Genomic DNA, 17,807 nt, shown 5'->3' with positions numbered 1-17,807 from the left:
CATGAAGATCTACAATTTCATGATCGCCGGCGGCTGTGCGGCCTTTGCCGGCATCATCAACACCGCCCAGTTCACCTCGGCCGACCCGCAGGCGGGCAGCCCGTTCCTTACCTTGCAGGCGATCGCGGCCGCGGTCATCGGCGGCACCTCGCTGCTGGGCGGCTCCGGCACCGTCATCGGCGCGCTGATCGGCGCCTTCGTCGTCGCTTCGCTCAACAACGGCCTGGTAATGATCGGCGCCCAGGCCACCGTATCCGACATCTATCTCGGCGCGGCCATCATCGCCGCGATGATCCTCTCAATCCAGGTCGACCGCCTGCGCACACGGAGGCGCGTATGAATTCGCCAACCATTCCGCCGCTCGCGTCCGACGCGCCCGTCGTGCTGGAGATGTCCAACATCTCCAAGAGCTTCGGTGCCGTCACGGCGCTGGTCGATGTCTCGATCAAATTGCGCCAGGGCGAAGTCCTGGCCCTGGTCGGCGACAATGGCGCCGGCAAGTCGACGCTGATCAAGATCCTGTCCGGCTTCCACCAGCCCGACACCGGCACCATCGTCTCGCAAGGCAAGGAGGTGCGTTTCGCTTCGCCGCGCGATGCCCGCGCCCAGGGCATCGAGACCGTCTACCAGGACCTTGCGCTGATCGGCGACCTCAGCGTCTTCCACAACATGTTCCTCGGCCGCGAGTACCACAAGCGCTTCCTCGGCCTGAACCTGCTGGACAACAGGAAGATGCGCGAACAGGCGCAGCTCTATCTAGATACGCTCGGCATCACGATCCCCAGCGTCAACAGCACGGTCGATCTCCTGTCGGGCGGACAGCGCCAGTGCATTGCGGTTGCCCGCTCGATCTATTCGTCGCCGAAGATCCTGGTGCTCGACGAACCGCTGGCGGCACTGGGCGTGCGCGAGAGCGCGCATGTGCTGGGCCTGATCCAGAATCTGCGCCAGCAGCGCCAGGTCTCGGTGATCCTGATCGTCCACAACTACAACCAGATTTTCGAAGTCTGCGACCGCATCAACTTCCTGCATTCGGGCGAGGTCGCGCTCGACGCGTCCACGGCTGATACCAGCGAAGAGGAACTGATCCGCATCGTCAAGTCGGGCCTGGGCACCAGGGCGATCGACGCCGCCGCGGCCGAAGTCCGGCCGGGCCTCGTATGAACCTGCCGGCAAGTCACGGCTAGAACAATCCTTGCCGGCCCGACCTCCCATCGGCCGGCCCCTCGCACGGAGTATTCGTTTTGACGTTCTCACCCACCGAACTGACCAGATCCCTTGGCCGCGGGCTGCTGTCCTTTCCGCTGACCTTCTTCGACGATGACGGTGCCTTCAACGAGGACGGTTACCGCGCCCATGTCGCGGCCCAAGGCACAGCCGGGGCGAGCGGGCTTTTTGCCGCCGGCGGTACCGGCGAGTTCTTTTCGCTGACACTCGAGGAATACAAGCGCGTCGTGCGGGCGGCTTCGCAGGAGGTGCCCGACACGATGCCGCTGCTGGCCGGCGTCGGCTACGGCACGCATATGGCGGTCGAATTCGCCAAGGCGGCCGAGGCCAATGGCGCCGACGGCTTGCTGGTGCTGCCGCCCTATCTGGTCAAGTCGGAGCAGGAAGGCCTGCGCCGCCACCTGACGGCCATCTGCCGCTCGGTCGGCATCGGTGTGATCGCCTATAACAGGGACAACGCCATTCTGACGCCCGAGACGCTCGAGCGTGTGGCGCAGGATTGCCCTAACCTGATCGGCTTCAAGGACGGCGTTGGCGATATCGAACTCCTCACCGCAACACGCTACCGCATGGGCGACCGGCTGGTCTTCATCGGCGGCATGCCGACGGCCGAGGTCCATGCCAGTGCCGCCGCGGCGATCGGCATGACGACCTATTCGTCGGCGATCTACAATTTCGCGCCCGAGATCGCGCTGCGTTTCTTCAATGCGCTGCGGGCCGGGCGCACAACGGAGGTCGGCGATCTCATCCGCTCGTTCTTCCTGCCCTACCTTGCCATCCGCAACCGGCGCGCCGGTTATGCCGTGTCGATCGTCAAGGCGGGCGCGCGCATTGCCGGAATAGATTGCGGCCCGGTGAGGTCACCGCTGCTCGACCTGACGCCGGATGAGGAGCGGCAGCTCGCGGCACTCATGCAGTCCTGCAAAATGCCGGTCGCGGAGCTGGCGTAGGACAGGATGATTTGCGGGAGCGGATCGAAGACCGGAGTTGACGGCTTGCTACGATCTGGCGTGACCATCGACCATACGGCGATAACGCTCCCGGCCAGCCTCCAGATGTTCGCGCAAGGTGAAGCGGGCGGCTTCGACATTCTGCCGCTCGATGGCCTGATAGATGCGGCGGTGCTCCATCTGGACCTGCTCCAGATAGTGCCGCCGCTGCTCCGGCGTTTCGTCGCGCGGGCGCATCGTTTGGCGCGGAATGACGACGGGTCCGAGAAAATGCATGAAGCGTTCGAAATAGGGATTGCCGGTGGCCGAGGCGATCGCCCTGTGGAAGGCGAAGTCCGGCTCGATGGCGCTTTCGCCCGCCGCGATCGAGGCGTCGATGGCGTCAAGACAATCGCGCATGCGGGCAAGATCATCGTCGCTGCGCTTCTCGGCGGCGATGCCGGCGGCTTCCTGCTCCACCGCAAGCCGAAGCTGCAGCACGTTCTGGACTTCGGTCAGCGAATGAAGCTCGTCGGAGACGATGCGAAACGTGGTGTTCGCCTCATGGTCGGCGACGAACACGCCCGAGCCCTGGCGGCTGACGACAAGGCCCTCCGATCGAAGCGAAGCCATGGCTTCGCGGATCACCGTGCGGCTGACGCCGAATTGTGCGATCAGTTCCTGCTCGGTCGGCAGTTTCTCGCCGCTCGTCATATGGCCGGCGCGTATTTCGCGCGCAAACCAGTCGGCAACCTGTGCCGTGCGGCTGATCTGCGGGGGAAGGCCAAAGGAACGTTTCATCGCCATCAAGCAATAAACGAACCGCTGTCCTTGGCAACCCATTATTTATACGGTGATATGATGACATTTTCGGCGTACCGGCCGCGACCAGTCTTCGTTCGCCTTGCCGGCTCCGCGCGAACATGTCCGCGGTATCAGCGAAAGGACAGGGCGTGATGATCCCCGAAAGACCGGTGCTGTTGACCGGAGCCTCCGGCACGATTGGACGGCTGCTCTCCGCCAGGTTGGCGGCGCTCGGCTGGACCTTGCGGCTCACCGATGTCGTACCCTTGCCGATCCCGCTGCCGCCAAACGCAAGCTTCACCATCGCCGATCTCGAGGACCAGCAGGCGGTGAACGATCTGGCCGAGGGCTGCGGCCTGATCCTGCATTTCGGCGGCATCTCCACCGAGCAATCCTTTGAGACGGTGCTTGGCCCCAATCTGCGCGGCAGTTTTCACATCTATGAGGCGGCGCGCAGCCAGAAGGCGCGCGTCGTGTTCCCTTCCTCGGTACATGCAGTCGGGCTCTACGAGCGGACGGAGGTCCTCGATCAGGACTGCCTGCTCAGGCCCGACGGCTATTACGGCCTGTCGAAGGCCTATGGCGAAATGCTGGCGAGGCTCTATTTCGACAAGCATGCGGTGGAAAGCGTGCTGATCCGCATCGGCTCGGTGCTGCCGGAAGTTCCGGACGAACGGATCCTGTCGACCTGGATATCGCACGATGACTTTGTCCGCCTGATCGAACGTTGCGCCGAGGCCGAGCGTGTCGATTGCTCCGTCATCTGGGGTCAGTCCAACAACAGCCGCGGCTTCTGGCGGCACGATGCCAGGCTGAAGCTCGGCTGGGTGCCGCTCGACAGTTCCGACAGCCAGGCCGAACGCGTGCGCGGCAAGGTGACAGACAATCCGGTGGTCGAGCGCTACCAGGGCGGCAAGTTCATCGTCGTCGATTATAGCCGTACGGATTTTCCGCCGCGTGAGATGTTTCCGGAGTGAGCCTGCCTGCGCCGGCAGACTGTAGCATATGGCGCTCCCCCTCTCCGTCTCGGCTTCGCCGAGCCACCTCTCCCCCACTTTGTGGGGGCGAGGAACCCAAGCTTTTGAAGGCGACGACCTCGGAGATTAGCGTTTCCTCGCCCCCATGAAATGGGGGAGAGGTGGCCGCGAAGCGGACGGAGAGGGGGCTGGCGCTGCAGTTCGCGGTTATCGTCCTGCCTATGCCGTCGGCAGCTTCCGCCCCACGATCAAATCCGCCGCCTTCTCGGCGATCATGATGACGGCGGCGTTGGTGTTGGACGACACGATGCTTGGCATGATCGAGCTGTCGCAGACGCGCAGGCCTTGCAGTCCGCGCAAACGCAGCTCGGGATCGACCACGCTCCCGGCATCGCCGCCCATCCGGCAGGAGCCGACCGGATGGTAGGCGCTGCGTCCATGCTCGCGGGCGAAGGCTTCGAGTGCTGCGCGCCCCTGCATGGCCACGCCCGGAAGGTGCTCGCGGCTGATGTATTTCGAAAAAGCCGGCTGAGACAGGATCTCGCGGCTGATCTCGATGCCGTCGATGGCGCGCTCCAGATCATAGCGTTCGGCAAACGGGTTGGGATCGATGAACGGCTTGTCGCGCAAATCCGCCGATTTGAGCGTGACACTGCCGCGCGAGCGAGGCCGGACATGGTAGCTATTCAGCGTGCAGCCATTGCCGCCGGGGACCGAGCCGATGCCTTCCTCGACGCCGGCGCCGGGCAGGAAATGGAACTGGATATCGGGCGTCTTCTCCGCGCGGTCGCCCCACCAGAAGCCGCCGGCTTCGACGATGTTGGAAGCCACCGGCCCCTTGCCGAACAACGCATATTCGAGGCCGGCGACAGCCTGCCAGCGCTTCTTCTTGTAGCGGTCGATGCCATGCGGTCCGTTGAGTTCGGCGACGACGTCGACATCCATGTGATCGTGCAGGTTCTGGCCGACGGCGGCGAGATCGTGGACGACCTTGATGCCATGCTCGCCAAGATGCGCGGCCGGGCCGATGCCGGACAACATCAGCAGCTTCGGCGAGCCGACGGCGCCGGCGGTGACGATCACCTCGCGCTCGGCACGCAACAACTCGGTGCGGCCGTTGACTATGATCTCGACACCGATGGCGCGGCCATTCTCGACGACGATGCGGCTGACCGTGGCGTCGGTGCGCAGCGTCAAATTCCTGCGGCCAAGCGCCGGCTTGAGATAAGCGACGGCGGTGCTCGAGCGTTTCCCCTGGCGCGTCGTCGTCTGGTAGAAGCCGGTGCCTTCCTGCTGGCCGGCGTTGAAGTCGGCGCGGAACGGCAGGCCCGCCTGCTGCGCCGCCTTGACGAAGATGCGGGTCAGCGGATGCGGCGCGCCGCTGGAAACGCCGAGCGGGCCGTCGATGCCGTGCTGCGGGCCGGCGAAGGTGTCGTTTCCCTCGGAGCGGATGAAGTAGGGCAGCACCTCGGCATAGCTCCAGCCCGCACAGCCATTGTCAGCCGCCCAGCCGTCGTAATCCTGCGGGCAACCGCGGGTGAAGACCTGGGCGTTGATCGAGGAGCCGCCGCCCAGCACCCGCGCTTGCGGATAGACCATGGTGCGGCCGTCGATGGCCTTGCCGGGCGCCGTGTCATAGCCCCAGATCAGCGGCCCCGCCGTCATCTTGAAGAAGCCGACCGGCAAATGGATGTAGCGATCGGTGTCGGGCGGGCCGGCCTCGAGCAAGGTCACCGACACGTCCGGATCCTCGCTTAGCCTGGCAGCCAGGATGCAGCCGGCCGAGCCGCCGCCGACGATGATGTAGTCAGACATTCTCACTCCCTTGGCAGCGCGAAATCATTGCCCTGCTCTCCTCTACGCAACGATCTCAAGTCGCTTGTGCCGCGTCAAGAGAAAGGGTATGGTTATCGTGTTGAAGGGTTGTCGTACAAGTGGAGGAACTTGGCAACCCATCGATCGGAGGCCCGGCCGCGCTCCCCCGCGCATGCCGCCGGGCGGGAAACAGATTTCAATCGGGAGGTTTTGAATATGAAGGACAAGACAGACTTGACGCTTTCGGTCAGCCGCCGGACGCTGATGATAGGCGCCACCGCTGGCGTGGCGGCGCTCGCCATGCCGAGCGTGTTGCGCGCGCAGGAAAAGCCGACGCTGGTGACGTCGATCCGCTCGCTCTCCAACCCCTATCACGCGGTGTGGAAGACCGGCGCCGAGGCCTACGCCAAATGGGCCGGGCTCGAACATGTCACGCTGGTTTCGGAAGGCAACAGCGAGAAAGGCATCGCCGACATCAAGGCGATGCTGGCCAAGACCGGCGGCAACATGGTGCTCAATTCCGACCCCAACGACACGCCTGATGCGCGCCCGATCGTCGAGGCCTGCGCCAAGGCCGGCGCCTATGTGGTGACGCAATGGAACAAGCCTTCCGACCTGCACCCAAAGGACTTCAACCCGAACTATGTCTCGCACATCGAGTTCGACGGCATCGAAAGCGGCAAGACCATCGCCGAGATCCTGTTCAAGACCATCGGCGGCAAGGGCGGCATCGTCGCACTCGGCGGCCTGATCTCGACCACGGCGGCGATCGAACGCAAGAAGGGCCTCGACGCGGCGCTGGCCGCCAATCCCGACATCAAGCTGCTCGACTTCCAGGTCGCCAACTGGAAATCGACCGAGGCCTTCGACCTGATGGGCAATCTGCTCACCCGCTTCGGCGACGACATCAAGGGCATCTGGGCCGCCAATGACGATATGGGTTCCGGCGCGCTGGAAGCGCTGCGGGCCGAAAACCTCGCCGGCAAGGTGCCGATCGTCGGCGTCGACGGCATCAAGACGGCGGTCGACGCGGTGCGCACCGGCGAGTTCGCCTGCACCGTCACCTCGGATCCGTTCTGGCAGGGCGGCATGGGTCTGGCCATCGGCTACAACGCCAAGATCGGCAAGTTCGATCCGACCAAGGAGCCGCCGGAACACCGCGAATTCTACGGCAAGGCGGTGCTGATCTCGCACGACAATGTCGAGGAATATTACAAGACCAATGTCGATGCCAAACCGGAGATCGACTGGAACGATCTGTGGGGCCGGGTCACCGGAGCGATCCGGACCTGATCAACCGAAGCGGGCCGCATCTCCCTGGTGGCCCGCTTCCTCCCGCAGCCGTCGCGATCCCCTTGTCGCGACGGCTGTCATCAGCAGACGGGAAGCGGTTTCTTGACAATCCATACAGAACCCCTGAAGTCCGTTTCGGACATCGAGCGGACGACGCTTATGACAGATCTTCCCGGCCGCATCGCCACTGTGTTCGGTGGCAGGCGCTGGCGCAGCCTGGCGCCGCTAGCGGTGCTGATCGTGCTGTGCGTGCTCATCGCCATCGCCAATCCCAATTTCATCGAATTGCGCAACCTTGTGCGGCTTGCCAATTCGGCCGCCGTGCCGCTGACGCTGGCGATGGGGCTGACCTTCATCATCCTGATGGGCAGCATCGACCTTTCGGTCGAGGGCACGCTGTCGGTGTCGGCCATGGTGGTGGTGCTGCTCGCCGCCAATGACGCGAACGGCAATGATTATGGCTGGTGGGCGGTGCTCGCCGCAATCATCGCCGGCACCGCCATGGGCTTCGTCAGCGGTCTCGTCCAGACCATGCTGCGCATCCCCTCCTTCATGGCGACGCTCGGCATGTGGTTCATCGGCCTTGGCCTGTCGGTCTATATGCTGGGCGGCTCGGCGATCCGGCTCAACGACGCCTCGATCCGCGACCTGGCATTGCACCGTTTCCTTGGCTTGCCGGTGGCGGTCTGGGTCGCATTTGGCGCTTTCCTGCTCGCCGCTGTCATCCAGTACCACACCAAGCTCGGCCGCCACATATTGGCGATCGGCGGCGACGAGGACGTCGCCAAGCTCTCCGGCGTCAACGTGGTGCGCGTGCGCATCACCGCCTTTGCGCTGGCCGGTTTCTTCTTCGGCATATCGGGCGTGCTTGCTGCGGCGCAGCTTGGCCAGTCGCACGCGGTCATCGGCGACGGCAGGCTGTTTGCCGCCGTCACCGCCGTCGTCGTCGGCGGCACGGCGCTGACCGGCGGCGAAGGCGGCGTCGTCAACACGCTGATCGGCGTGCTGATCGTCACCGTGCTTGCCAACGGCATGATCCTGCTCGGCATCTCGCCCTATATCCAGCAGACGGTGCAGGGCCTGATGATCATCGCCGCCGTGGCGCTGTCGCTCGACCGCGTTCGCCTCAGAATCGTGAAGTGAACGCCATGCTGAGCGCATCCGGCATCATCAAGAACTTTCCCGGCGTCCAGGCCTTGCGCGATGTCTCGATCGAGGTCCGGCCCAACGAGGTGGTCGGGCTGATCGGCGAGAACGGCGCCGGCAAATCGACGCTGATGCGCGTGCTGGCCGGCAGCTACCGGCCGGATGGCGGCAGCCTGACGCTGGACGGCGAACAGCTGCGCATGCGCAGTCCGCGCGACGCCGCGAAGCATGGCATCGGCATGGTGTTTCAGGAACAGTCGCTGGTGCTCAATCTGACCGTCGCCGAAAACATCTATCTCGGCGAGGAAGACCGCTTCACCCGCTTCGGCATCGTCAACTGGCGCGCCATGAACGCCGCGGCGCGCCGTCAGCTGGCCAAGATCGGCATCGACATCGATGTCACGGCGCGCACCTCCGAACTCACCTTCGCGGCGCGCCAGATGGTCGAGCTGGCCAAGGCGCTGACCTTGGAGGAAGTGGTCGAACGGCAGTTGCTTATCCTGCTCGACGAGCCGACCTCGGTACTCAATGCCGCCGACATCGAGGTGCTGTTCGCGCGCGTGCGCTCGCTCAAATCGCGCGCCAGCTTCGTCTTCGTCTCGCACCGTCTCGATGAGGTGCTGGCGATTTCAGACCGCGTCTACACGATGAAGGATGGCGCGGTCGTCGCCGAACACCGCGCGGCCGAGGTCACTGCGCCGGAATTGCACGAGATCATGGTCGGGCGCGGCCTGCAGGCCGAATATTACCGCGAGGCCCGCCAGCTGGCGCCGCGCGACACGGTCATGGTCGAGGCCAAGGGGCTGGGCGCCAACGGTGCCTATCACGGCGTCGACCTGAAGATCCGGGCCGGCGAGATCGTCGGCATTGCCGGCGTCGTCGGCTCCGGCCGCGAGGAGGTGACGCGCACCATCGGCGGCTTCCTGCAGCACGATGCCGGCGAAATGAAAATCGCCGGCGATGCCGTGCGGTTCGCCTCGCCGGAGCCGGCGGTGCGCAAGGGGATCGGCTATGTGCCGCGCGAGCGGCGGCTCGAAGGGCTGGTGATGTTCCTGTCGATCGCCGAGAACATTTCGCTGGCCGATCTCTCCAGCGTCACGCGCCATGGCGCGATCGACTATGGCAAGGAGCGCCGGCTGGCCGCCGACTGGATCAAACGGCTGCGCATCAAGGCGCCCGGCCCCGATGCCGCCTGCCGCAAGCTCAGCGGCGGCAACCAGCAGAAGGTGGTGCTGGCGCGCTGGATGACGGCGGGCTCGCGCATCCTGGTGCTCGACCATCCGACGCGCGGCCTCGATGTCGGCGCCAAGGAAGAGGTCTACGAGCTGGTGCGCGATCTCTCCGCGCAAGGCGTGGCGATCCTTTTGATTTCCGACACGCTGGAGGAAACCATCGGCCTGTCGCACCAGGTGCTGGTGATGCGCGACGGCGAGATCACCGCCCGCTTCGACGCCAGCCCGGGCAAGAAGCCGAACCAGGTCGATTTGTTGCGAGCGATGGTATGAGCCGATGAACGAAACCTCCATCAGGCAGATCTTCGAGGGCAAGTGGACGCAAGGCGCCATTCCGCTGGTCCTGCTTGTCGCCCTGTTGCTGATCATCGAGATCGCCGCGCCCGGCTTCCTGACCGGCGAGACGGTGGCGCTGCTCTTTGCCAACACCGCCGTGCTGTTCATCCTGGCCACCGGCGTCACCTTCGCTATCCTGCTTGGCGGCATCGACCTGTCGATCCAGGCGGTGGCCTCGCTGGCGAGCGTCATCCTGGCGCAGTTGCTGCCTTCGCTCGGGCTTGCCGCCTTCCCTGTGGCGATCCTGTCCGGCCTTGCCTTCGGAGCGTTGAGCGGCATCGTCCATGTCAAGCTGCGCGTGCCGTCCTTCGTGGCGACGCTCGCCACCGGCGGTGTCGTCACCGGCCTGGCGCTCTGGGTCTCCAACGGTCGCGCCATCACCATCGAGGAAGCGGGCCGCGAAAACACCGCCTGGATCAACGCCACAGTTGCCGGCGTGCCGGTGGTGGTGCTGATTTCGGCGGTCATCGGCATCGCCGCCTTCCTGGCGCTGCGCTACACGCGCTTCGGCCGCCAGGCGATCGCGGTCGGCGCCGGCGAACCGGCCGCCTGGGCGGCTGGCATCAATGTCGACCGCACCAAAATCATCGCCTTTGCCGCATCCGGCATGCTGGCCGCTGTCGCCGGCGTGGTGCTGGCAGCCAGACTGTCGAGCGGCTMGCCGGTGCTGGCCAACCAGTTGCTTTTGCCGGCCATTGCCGCCGTCATCGTCGGCGGCACCGCCATAACCGGCGGGCTGGGCGGCGTGGCGCGCACCGCCGTCGGCGCGCTGATCATCTCGATCGTGCGCATCGGCATGACCTTCGTCGGCGTCAACATTTTCCTGGAAAACATGGTGTTCGGCGCGGTGCTCATCGCCGCCGTCGCCATCACCATCGACCGCAGCAAGATCGCGGTCATCAAGTGACAGCTCGATCCGCACCGCCTCCCAAGCCAGCGCGGACAGGACGGGGTCGCATCACAAGCCCGATGCGACCCCGCTTGGTTAGATCACATCGTGTCGAGGCCGATCAGTTCGATCTTGTAGCCGTCCGGGTCTTCGACGAAGGCGATGTGGGTGGTGCCATGCTGCATCGGCCCGGGCTTGCGCGGGATCTTGGCGCCACGCTTTTCGAGTTCGGCGCAGACGGCGTAGATGTCGTTGACGCCGAGCGCCAGGTGGCCGAAGCCGGTGCCGATCTCATAGGGCTCTTCCCTGCCCCAGTTCAAAGTCAGCTCGACGACGGCCTCCTTGTCCTCCGGCCCATAGCCGACAAAGGCGTTGGTGAACTTTCCGCCGGGATAGTCGTCGCGGCGCAGCAAGGTCATGCCGAGGACCTCGGTGTAGAAGGCAATCGACTTGTCGAGGTCGAGCACCCTGATCATGGTGTGCATATAGCGAAAGCCCGGGGCGTCGCTCATTGGGTAAGTCCTCCGAATTCAGGGATTTGCTGGTCTGATCTTCCACATCAAACGCTTGATGGCAACGTGGCTTCGCTTGATGTTCTAAATCAGGGTTGTATGATAACACGACAAGAACGGTGGTTGTCCAGTCGTTTTCCCCAGGGGTCCAGAGTCAATTCATGAATGCCGTGCCGCCAACCTCCGCATCGCTGATCGCAGCCCTGGCCGGCGTGTTGCCGAATGGCGGGTTGCTGACCGCGGACGAGGATCTGGCGCGCTACAGCCGCGACTGGTCCGGCGACCATTTCGGCCGGCCGCTGGCGGTGGCGCGGCCGTCTTCGGTCGAGGAAATGTCGGCGTTGATGCGGCACTGCCATGCCGAGCGCATTCCCGTCGTGCCGCAAGGTGGCCTGACCGGACTTGTCGGTGCGGCGGTGGCGGCCGATGGCGGCGAGATCGTCATCTCGCTGGAGCGCATGAACAGTATCCGCTCGATCAGCCCGATCGACTTCGCCATGGTGGTCGAGGCCGGCTGCATCCTCGAGGACGCCAAGCGCGCCGCCGAGGAGAGCGACTGCCTTTTGCCGATCACCTTCGGCGCACAGGGAAGCTGCCGCATCGGCGGCAATGTCGCCACCAATGCCGGCGGCTTCAACGTGCTGCGCTACGGCATGACGCGCGACCTTGTGCTCGGCCTCGAAGTGGTGCTGGCCGACGGCCGGATCTGGAACGGGCTGAAAGTGCTGCGCAAGGACAATCGCGGCTACGACCTCAAGCAGATCTTCATCGGCTCGGAAGGCACGCTCGCCATCGTCACCGCCGCCGCGCTGAAGCTGTTCCCCAAGCCGACGCAGATCGAGACCGCGCTGGTGGGCTTACGCTCGGTCGAGGACGCGATGGCGCTCTATGCCCGCGCCCGGCGCGATTGCAGCGACCTGCTCACCGCCTTCGAACTGATCCTGCGCGGCGGCATCGAGATCACCATGCGCGAGGGCAAGGATTTTCCCGATCCGCTCAACAAGCCCTACCCGGCCTATGTGCTGATCGAGGTGTCCTCCGGCGGCCTGATCGACCTGTCCGCCATGCTTCTCGGTTTTCTCGGCGGCGTCGCCGATATCGTCGAGGACGGCATTGTCGCCTCGACGCGGGCCCAGGCCGAGCGCTTGTGGCTCTACCGTGAGATCATGGTCGAGCGGCAGGGACGCGGCGGCCGCTATCTGCGCACCGACGTTTCGGTGCCGATCTCGAAACTCGCCGATTTCGTCACCGACGCGCTGTTCGAATTGCAGCGCGCGCGCCCGGACGCGCTGGCCGTCACCTATGGCCATGTCGGTGACGGTAACATCCACCTCAATGTGGTGCCGCCGGAAGGCATGGGCGCTGAAGCGATCGAGCATCTGTTCGAAGAGGCCGAGGCGGAGATCTTTGCCGTCGTCGACCGCTATGGCGGCTCGATCAGCGCCGAGCACGGCATCGGCCGGGTCAAGCAGAAGGCGTTCCTCGAACGCATCGATCCGGTGACGCTCGATCTTGCCGCCGGCATCAAGGAGGCTTTCGATCCGCGCCACATATTGAGCAACGGCCGCATTCTGGCGTCCACATCCGCCGTCGACTATAGGTGAGCGATGACGCTGAAACTCGACAAGGTCAATCGCGGTCCGCACCTCTCCACTTTGGTGGCGAGTTCCATCTCGCGCGAGATCGCGCAGGGGCGCCTCAAGCCCGGCGACCAGCTGCCGACCGAGCAGGCGCTGGCGACCACCTTCGGCGTCAGCCGCAACGTGGTGCGCGAGGYGATCGCAAGGCTGCGATCGGAAGGCCGCATCTGGTCGCAGCAGGGGCGCGGCGCCTTCGTGGTCGAGAGCAACAACCCGACGGTCCTGACCATCGACTATGAGGCGCTGCAGCGCGCCGATTCCTTCCGCAACCTGTTCGAACTGCGCGGTATCCTCGAAGTGCAGGCGGCAGCCCTGGCCGCCAAGCGGCGCTCGGAGACCGATCTCGCCGCGATGGGCGATGCGCTGGCCGGTATGCGCGCCGCCCCCTATGGCAGCGTCGCCTGGCTGCGAAGCGACCTCGAATTCCACCGCACCGTCGCCGAGGCGACGCGCAACAGCTACATGGGCCAGTTCCTGGTGTTCGTTTCCGAGCGCGTCCGCGAAAGCATTCTCGCCGCCGGCAACCAGCAGAAGTCGGACGACATGGCCCGCATTACGCTGGGCGAGCACGAGCGCATCCTGACCGCCATCCGTGCCGGCGACGCCGAGGGCGCGCAAGCAGCGATGCGCGACCATCTGGCGGGTGCGGCGCTGCGGGTGGGATTGCATGAGGGGGARGCGGCGGCAGAGCCGGCTCCGGTGCCGGAGGTGCCGTCTCCGGTGCGGCATTCACGGCTGCGGAAAGCTGTGCGCGGGCAGGCTGCGCGGTAGCGGTTTCACTCGGTCTTACACCCTCAAACGGGCCATCACGTATGGCAGCGCCAGCCCCCTCTCCGTCTCGGCTTCGCCGAGCCACCTCTCCCCCATTTCATGGAGGCGAGGAAACGCCAATCTCCGAGATCGCGGCTTTGGGAAGCTTGGGTTCCTCGCCCCCACAAAGTGGGGGAGAGGTGGCTCGGCGAAGCCGAGACGGAGAGGGGGAGCGCCGTATCCGATTGCCCAGCCCTTGGGCAGAAAGGGGGGGGCAATTCCATCCCTTCCGTCAAATCTCTGGCGGCTCCACCAGCGACACGCCATTGAGCCCCGCGACAATGTCCGACAGCGCCGGCACGAATTTTTCGCCATGGCCTGTCGTGACCGCGGTGGCAAAGCCGTTGCGCACCGCGGCGCCAATCGGATTGGCGATGCCCGCCGCCTGGGCGAACGACGCGAGATAGGTCATGTCCTTCAGCGCATTGGCGATGGCGAAGCGCTGGGCGTTTTCGTTGCGGTTGAGGACGAAATCGAAGAAGGCCTGGTAGAAGCCGCAATCCATGCGGCTGCCCGAAATGACGCTGTTGAAGACCTGCGGTGTCAGGCCGGCCTTGGCGCCCAGCGTCAGCGCTTCCGAATAGATCGCGGAATAGCCCATCGAGACGAAATTGTTGAGCAGCTTCATGGTGTGGCCGCTGCCGGTCGGGCCGGTGTGGACGACGCGGGCGGCAAAGGCTTCGAGCACCGGCCGTGCGCGGGCGATGGCTTCGGCCGGGCCGCCGACCATGACGTCGAGCTTGCCTTCGGCCGCTTCCTTGGGCGTGCGCGCCAGCGGTGCGTCGATCAGCGTCACGCCTTGTGCAGTCAGCTCTGCGGCCAATGCCGTCGTCGACGACGGATTGGAGGTCGAGCAGTCGATGATGAGCAACGGCTTGCCTGCCGTGGCCAGCCCGTCGGGGCCCTTGACCAGCATTTCCACCTCGCGCGAGCCGGTGACGCAGAGGATGACGACATCGCAGGCAGCGGCGAGCTTGCGCGGGCTGGCCGCCTCGGTGGCGCCGGCTGCGATCAAACGATCGGCGGCGGCGCGGCTGCGATGCACGCAGACGGTCAGGGGCCAGCCCTTGCGCAGCAGATTGTCGGCCATGCCGGCGCCCATGCTGCCCAAGCCGATGAAGCCAATGCGTTCTTTCATAAAATCCTCCTTTGGCCCGCGCCGGCGGGCTCAACTTTCGTCACCTTGCGGCGGGCACCTGTCGATGCAATCCTTTGCCGAAGAATCGGCCTTTGCCGAAGACTCGGACCGGAGCCCGCGCGATGGCGGAAACCATGCTTTTCGATGCCATACCGCAGGCGCCCAATCTGCGGACCGGGCTCGTCAACACGCTGATCGCGCAGATCGAATCCGGCGACCTGGCGCCTGGCCAGCGGCTGCCGACCGAGCAGGAGATCGTCGCTGCCACGGGTGTGAGCCGCACCGTGGTGCGCGAGGCGCTGGCGGCACTGCGCGCTCGCGGGCTGATCACTACCCGCCAGGGTCTCGGCGCCTTCGTCGCCAAGGATCCCCTGCCCCGGACCTTTTCCATTCTTCCGGACGATCTCGAATCGATCGACGAAGTGCTGCGCGTTCTGGAATTGCGCATGGGGATCGAGGTCGAGGCGACCGGCCTTGCGGCCGAACGGCGCAGCGAGGCGGCGCTGGCGCAGATGGGCGCGCGGCTCGACGCGCTGGAGGCGGCGGTGCGGGCCGGCGGCTCCGGCTCGGAAGAGGATTTCGGCTTCCACCGCGCCATTCTCGCGGCGACCCAGAACCCCAATTTCACCCGGCTGTTCGACACGTTCGGCAGCGCCATGATCCCGCGCCAGTGGACGCGGCTCGACCGGATGACGGAGGCCGAGCGGGAAAAATACCTCGACCGCATGCAGCGCGAGCATCGCGCCATCCTTGCCGCGATCGAAGCCAGGGATGTCAATGCGGCGCGGCGCGCCATGCGCAGCCATTTGACCAAGAGCTATGCCCGCTTCGAGGATCTGCGCGACAAGGCTGTTCACGACTAAGGGGCCAGCCACGACTGATTGCTTGCCGCTCATCCGGCTACTCCGCCGAGATAGAGTTCGCGCATCAGCGACATGTCGCGCAATTCGGCGATCGGCCCGGAGACGACGATGYGGCCGTTCTGCATGAGATAGCCGCGCGAGGCGACGGCCAGAGCAAGGCCGGCATTCTGCTCGACCAGCAGCACCGAGGCGCCGAAGCGCGCGCCGATATCCAGAATGATCGCCTTGATCTCCTTGACCAGCAGCGGTGACAGGCCGAGCGACGGCTCGTCCAGCAACAGCACCCTGGGCCGTGTCATCAGCCCGCGCGCGATGGCCAGCATCTGCTGCTGGCCGCCGCTCAGCGAGCCGCCCCTGTCGCGCCGTTTGGTGGCGAGGATCGGGAAGAAGGCCAGCATGGTTGCGAAATCGGCCTCCACGGCGGCCTCGTCGCGGCGGGCATAGGCGCCAAGCCGCAAATTCTCCTCGACCGTCATGTCGACGAAGATCTTGCGCCCTTCCGGCACCAGCACGACGCCGCGCCTCGCCATGACATCGGCGGCCAGCCCGGTGACCTCGGCGCCATCGAAAGCAATGCTGCCCGCGCGGGGTTTGATCAGGCCAGCGATGGCTTTCAGCAGCGTCGACTTGCCGGCGCCATTCGGTCCGAGGATGGTGACGATCTCGCCTTCAGCTAGCGTCAACGAGACGCCGCGGTTGACGATCGTCGGCCCGTAGCCGGTGACGACATCGGAAACGGCGAGCAGGCTCACAGGTCGCCTCCGAGATAGACTTCCAGAACCTTGGGATCGGCAAGCACCTTATCGGTCGGCCCGTCGGCGATCTTGGAGCCGAAATCGAGCACGGCAAGACGCCGGCACAGCATCTGCATCAGCTTCATGTCGTGGTCGATGACGCAAACCGTGATGCCATGGCCGGGAAGCTGGCGGACAAGCCCGACCAGGGCCGTGGTCTCGCGGTCGTTGAGGCCGGCGGCCGGTTCGTCGAGCAGCAGCAGCGACGGCCGCGTGGCCAGCGCAAGTGCCAAGCCCAGCAGGCGCAGGCTGCCGAAGGGCAGCACGCCGGCTTTTTCTCCGCCAAGCGCGCTCAACCCAACGAAGTCGAGCAGCGCCTGCGGTGTCGGCCAAGGGTTGGCGCCCGCCCTCGCCCGCGCGTGCTCGCCGGCGATCTGGACATTCTGCAGCACACCAAGCCCGGCAAAGGCCATGGCCTGCTGGAAGGTGTAGCCGATGCCGGCCCGCGATATGGCGTGCGGCTTGAGACCGGTGATGTCTTGCCCGCGAAACGCCACGCTGCCGCCGCTCGGTTTGTGGACGCCGGTGACGACGTTGAACAAAGTCGTTTTGCCGGAGCCGTTCGGGCCGACGACGCCAAGGATTTCGCCCTCTTCGATGGCGAGGTCGACGCCTGCCAGTGCGGTGACGCCGCCGAACTGTTTGCTCAGGCCGCTGATCGCCAGGATCGGGCTCATCGCCGCGCCTCCGCTGCGTCGCGCTCTTCCGTCTCCTGTTTCGGCTTGCCCGAAAATGCCGCGCGGAGCGCTCGGACGATGCCGCCGATCAACCCGTCGGGCAAAAGCATGATCACCGCGATCAGGCAGACGCCGTAGACGATGCGCGACTGCACCGGATCGAGGTTGAGCACTTCCGGCAGGAAGGCGACGAGGATGCCGCCGGCGAGCGGCCCCTCGATAAGCCTGGCGCCGCCGATCATCACCATGAGCGCCAGGTAGATGCTGGGGAAGGACGAGAATTGCGAGGGCGAGATGTGGCCGAGGAAATAGGCCAGCAGCACGCCGGAGATGCCGGCAAAGATGCCGCTGACAACGAAGGCGCCGATCTTGTGCCGGCCGACATTGATGCCGAGCGAGGCGGCCAGTTTTTCGTTTTCGCGGATGGCCCGCAATGTGCGGCCATAGGAGGAGTGGATGATCGCCCAGCTCGCCACCGCCGCTATGGTCACGAAGGCAACGACCATCAGATAGTAGCGCGTCAGGTCGGTCATGTCGGCGCCGAACAGGGTGACCGGACCGGCGATATCAAGCCCGGTCGCAGCGCCGGTATAGTCGCCGCCATTGGTGAGCACGATGGCCAGCAACTGGCCGAAGGCGAAGGTCATGATGACGAAGTGATGGCCGCCGACGCGCAGCGATGGAATGCCGACGATCATGGCGAAGACAGCACTGGCACACTGGCA

At 65.3% G+C, this 17,807-nt stretch carries 18 protein-coding genes; 11 read left to right on the top strand and 7 right to left on the bottom strand.

The window, feature by feature from the left end:
- From AC1DX0_RS15975 to kdgD, 3 genes are all read left to right on the top strand, one after another.
- The coding region (locus tag AC1DX0_RS15975) for an ABC transporter permease subunit (protein ID WP_477356022.1) at nucleotides 1–340 on the top strand (340 nt) is incomplete at its 5' end.
- The gene (locus AC1DX0_RS15970; RefSeq protein WP_224599357.1) at nucleotides 337–1,164 is read left to right on the top strand and encodes an ATP-binding cassette domain-containing protein; all 828 of its coding nucleotides are present in this window, start codon (nucleotides 337–339) and stop codon (nucleotides 1,162–1,164) included. The genes AC1DX0_RS15975 and AC1DX0_RS15970, both read left to right, overlap by 4 nt.
- A gap of 80 nt (nucleotides 1,165–1,244) precedes the next feature.
- Nucleotides 1,245–2,177: a 5-dehydro-4-deoxyglucarate dehydratase gene (gene kdgD, locus AC1DX0_RS15965; RefSeq protein WP_477220832.1), complete on the top strand. Its 933-nt coding sequence runs from the start codon at nucleotides 1,245–1,247 to the stop codon at nucleotides 2,175–2,177.
- A gap of 48 nt (nucleotides 2,178–2,225) precedes the next feature.
- On the opposite strand, the gene AC1DX0_RS15960 is transcribed toward kdgD, so the two are convergent.
- Nucleotides 2,226–2,957, bottom strand: coding sequence for a FadR/GntR family transcriptional regulator (locus AC1DX0_RS15960; protein ID WP_477220831.1), 732 nt, complete (start codon nucleotides 2,955–2,957; stop codon nucleotides 2,226–2,228).
- Nucleotides 2,958–3,112: 155 nt separating this feature from the next.
- On the opposite strand from AC1DX0_RS15960, the gene AC1DX0_RS15955 reads away from it, so the two are divergent.
- Nucleotides 3,113–3,937: an NAD-dependent epimerase/dehydratase family protein gene (locus AC1DX0_RS15955; RefSeq protein ID WP_477220830.1), complete on the top strand. Its 825-nt coding sequence runs from the start codon at nucleotides 3,113–3,115 to the stop codon at nucleotides 3,935–3,937.
- A gap of 219 nt (nucleotides 3,938–4,156) precedes the next feature.
- Here the strand turns inward: AC1DX0_RS15955 and AC1DX0_RS15950 are convergent, their stop codons facing one another.
- Nucleotides 4,157–5,752, bottom strand: coding sequence for a GMC family oxidoreductase (locus AC1DX0_RS15950; protein ID WP_477220829.1), 1,596 nt, complete (start codon nucleotides 5,750–5,752; stop codon nucleotides 4,157–4,159).
- Between the two features lie 216 nt (nucleotides 5,753–5,968).
- On the opposite strand from AC1DX0_RS15950, the gene AC1DX0_RS15945 reads away from it, so the two are divergent.
- The 4 genes from AC1DX0_RS15945 to AC1DX0_RS15930 all read left to right on the top strand — a co-directional run bounded on the left by AC1DX0_RS15945 (nucleotide 5,969) and on the right by AC1DX0_RS15930 (nucleotide 10,666).
- Nucleotides 5,969–7,045, top strand: coding sequence for a sugar ABC transporter substrate-binding protein (locus tag AC1DX0_RS15945; protein ID WP_477220828.1), 1,077 nt, complete (start codon nucleotides 5,969–5,971; stop codon nucleotides 7,043–7,045).
- A gap of 159 nt (nucleotides 7,046–7,204) precedes the next feature.
- A complete protein-coding gene (locus AC1DX0_RS15940; protein WP_477220827.1) occupies nucleotides 7,205–8,188 on the top strand; it encodes an ABC transporter permease in 984 nt (327 codons plus the stop codon).
- A gap of 5 nt (nucleotides 8,189–8,193) precedes the next feature.
- Nucleotides 8,194–9,696, top strand: coding sequence for a sugar ABC transporter ATP-binding protein (locus AC1DX0_RS15935; RefSeq protein ID WP_477220826.1), 1,503 nt, complete (start codon nucleotides 8,194–8,196; stop codon nucleotides 9,694–9,696).
- A 4-nt stretch (nucleotides 9,697–9,700) separates the two neighbouring features.
- Complete coding sequence (locus tag AC1DX0_RS15930; RefSeq protein ID WP_477356019.1) at nucleotides 9,701–10,666, top strand: ABC transporter permease; 966 nt, start codon at nucleotides 9,701–9,703, stop codon at nucleotides 10,664–10,666.
- Between the two features lie 83 nt (nucleotides 10,667–10,749).
- Here AC1DX0_RS15930 and gloA read toward each other — a convergent pair whose 3' ends face one another.
- On the bottom strand, nucleotides 10,750–11,160 hold the full coding sequence (gene gloA / locus AC1DX0_RS15925) for a lactoylglutathione lyase (RefSeq protein WP_019856614.1): 411 nt from the start codon (nucleotides 11,158–11,160) through the stop codon (nucleotides 10,750–10,752).
- Nucleotides 11,161–11,321: 161 nt separating this feature from the next.
- Between gloA and AC1DX0_RS15920 the strand changes: the two genes are divergently transcribed.
- Both AC1DX0_RS15920 and AC1DX0_RS15915 read left to right on the top strand, forming a co-directional pair.
- A complete protein-coding gene (locus AC1DX0_RS15920) occupies nucleotides 11,322–12,764 on the top strand; it encodes an FAD-binding oxidoreductase (RefSeq protein ID WP_477356016.1) in 1,443 nt (480 codons plus the stop codon).
- 3 nt (nucleotides 12,765–12,767) lie between these two features.
- Nucleotides 12,768–13,571 carry a FadR/GntR family transcriptional regulator gene (locus tag AC1DX0_RS15915; protein ID WP_477356013.1) on the top strand — a complete coding sequence of 268 codons (804 nt, stop codon included), beginning with the start codon at nucleotides 12,768–12,770 and terminating at the stop codon, nucleotides 13,569–13,571.
- Between the two features lie 271 nt (nucleotides 13,572–13,842).
- Here the strand turns inward: AC1DX0_RS15915 and AC1DX0_RS15910 are convergent, their stop codons facing one another.
- Nucleotides 13,843–14,748 carry an NAD(P)-dependent oxidoreductase gene (locus AC1DX0_RS15910; RefSeq protein WP_477220822.1) on the bottom strand — a complete coding sequence of 302 codons (906 nt, stop codon included), beginning with the start codon at nucleotides 14,746–14,748 and terminating at the stop codon, nucleotides 13,843–13,845.
- Nucleotides 14,749–14,870: 122 nt separating this feature from the next.
- Here AC1DX0_RS15910 and AC1DX0_RS15905 point away from each other — a divergent pair, with 122 nt between their 5' ends.
- Complete coding sequence (locus AC1DX0_RS15905; RefSeq protein ID WP_477220821.1) at nucleotides 14,871–15,611, top strand: FadR/GntR family transcriptional regulator; 741 nt, start codon at nucleotides 14,871–14,873, stop codon at nucleotides 15,609–15,611.
- A gap of 29 nt (nucleotides 15,612–15,640) precedes the next feature.
- On the opposite strand, the gene AC1DX0_RS15900 is transcribed toward AC1DX0_RS15905, so the two are convergent.
- The 3 genes from AC1DX0_RS15900 to AC1DX0_RS15890 form a co-directional block, all read right to left on the bottom strand.
- Nucleotides 15,641–16,363 (bottom strand): ABC transporter ATP-binding protein, encoded by a 723-nt coding sequence (locus tag AC1DX0_RS15900; protein ID WP_477356010.1) that lies wholly within the window; start codon nucleotides 16,361–16,363, stop codon nucleotides 15,641–15,643.
- Complete coding sequence (locus AC1DX0_RS15895) at nucleotides 16,360–17,082, bottom strand: ABC transporter ATP-binding protein (RefSeq protein WP_477220819.1); 723 nt, start codon at nucleotides 17,080–17,082, stop codon at nucleotides 16,360–16,362. Before AC1DX0_RS15895 ends, AC1DX0_RS15900 begins: the two co-directional genes overlap by 4 nt.
- On the bottom strand, nucleotides 17,079–17,807 hold a 729-nt coding region (locus tag AC1DX0_RS15890), incomplete at its 5' end, for a branched-chain amino acid ABC transporter permease (RefSeq protein WP_477356007.1). The genes AC1DX0_RS15895 and AC1DX0_RS15890, both read right to left, overlap by 4 nt.

Source organism: Mesorhizobium sp. P3_A9 (assembly GCF_056402975.1).
This window is presented reverse-complemented; position numbering and strand designations above follow the sequence as displayed.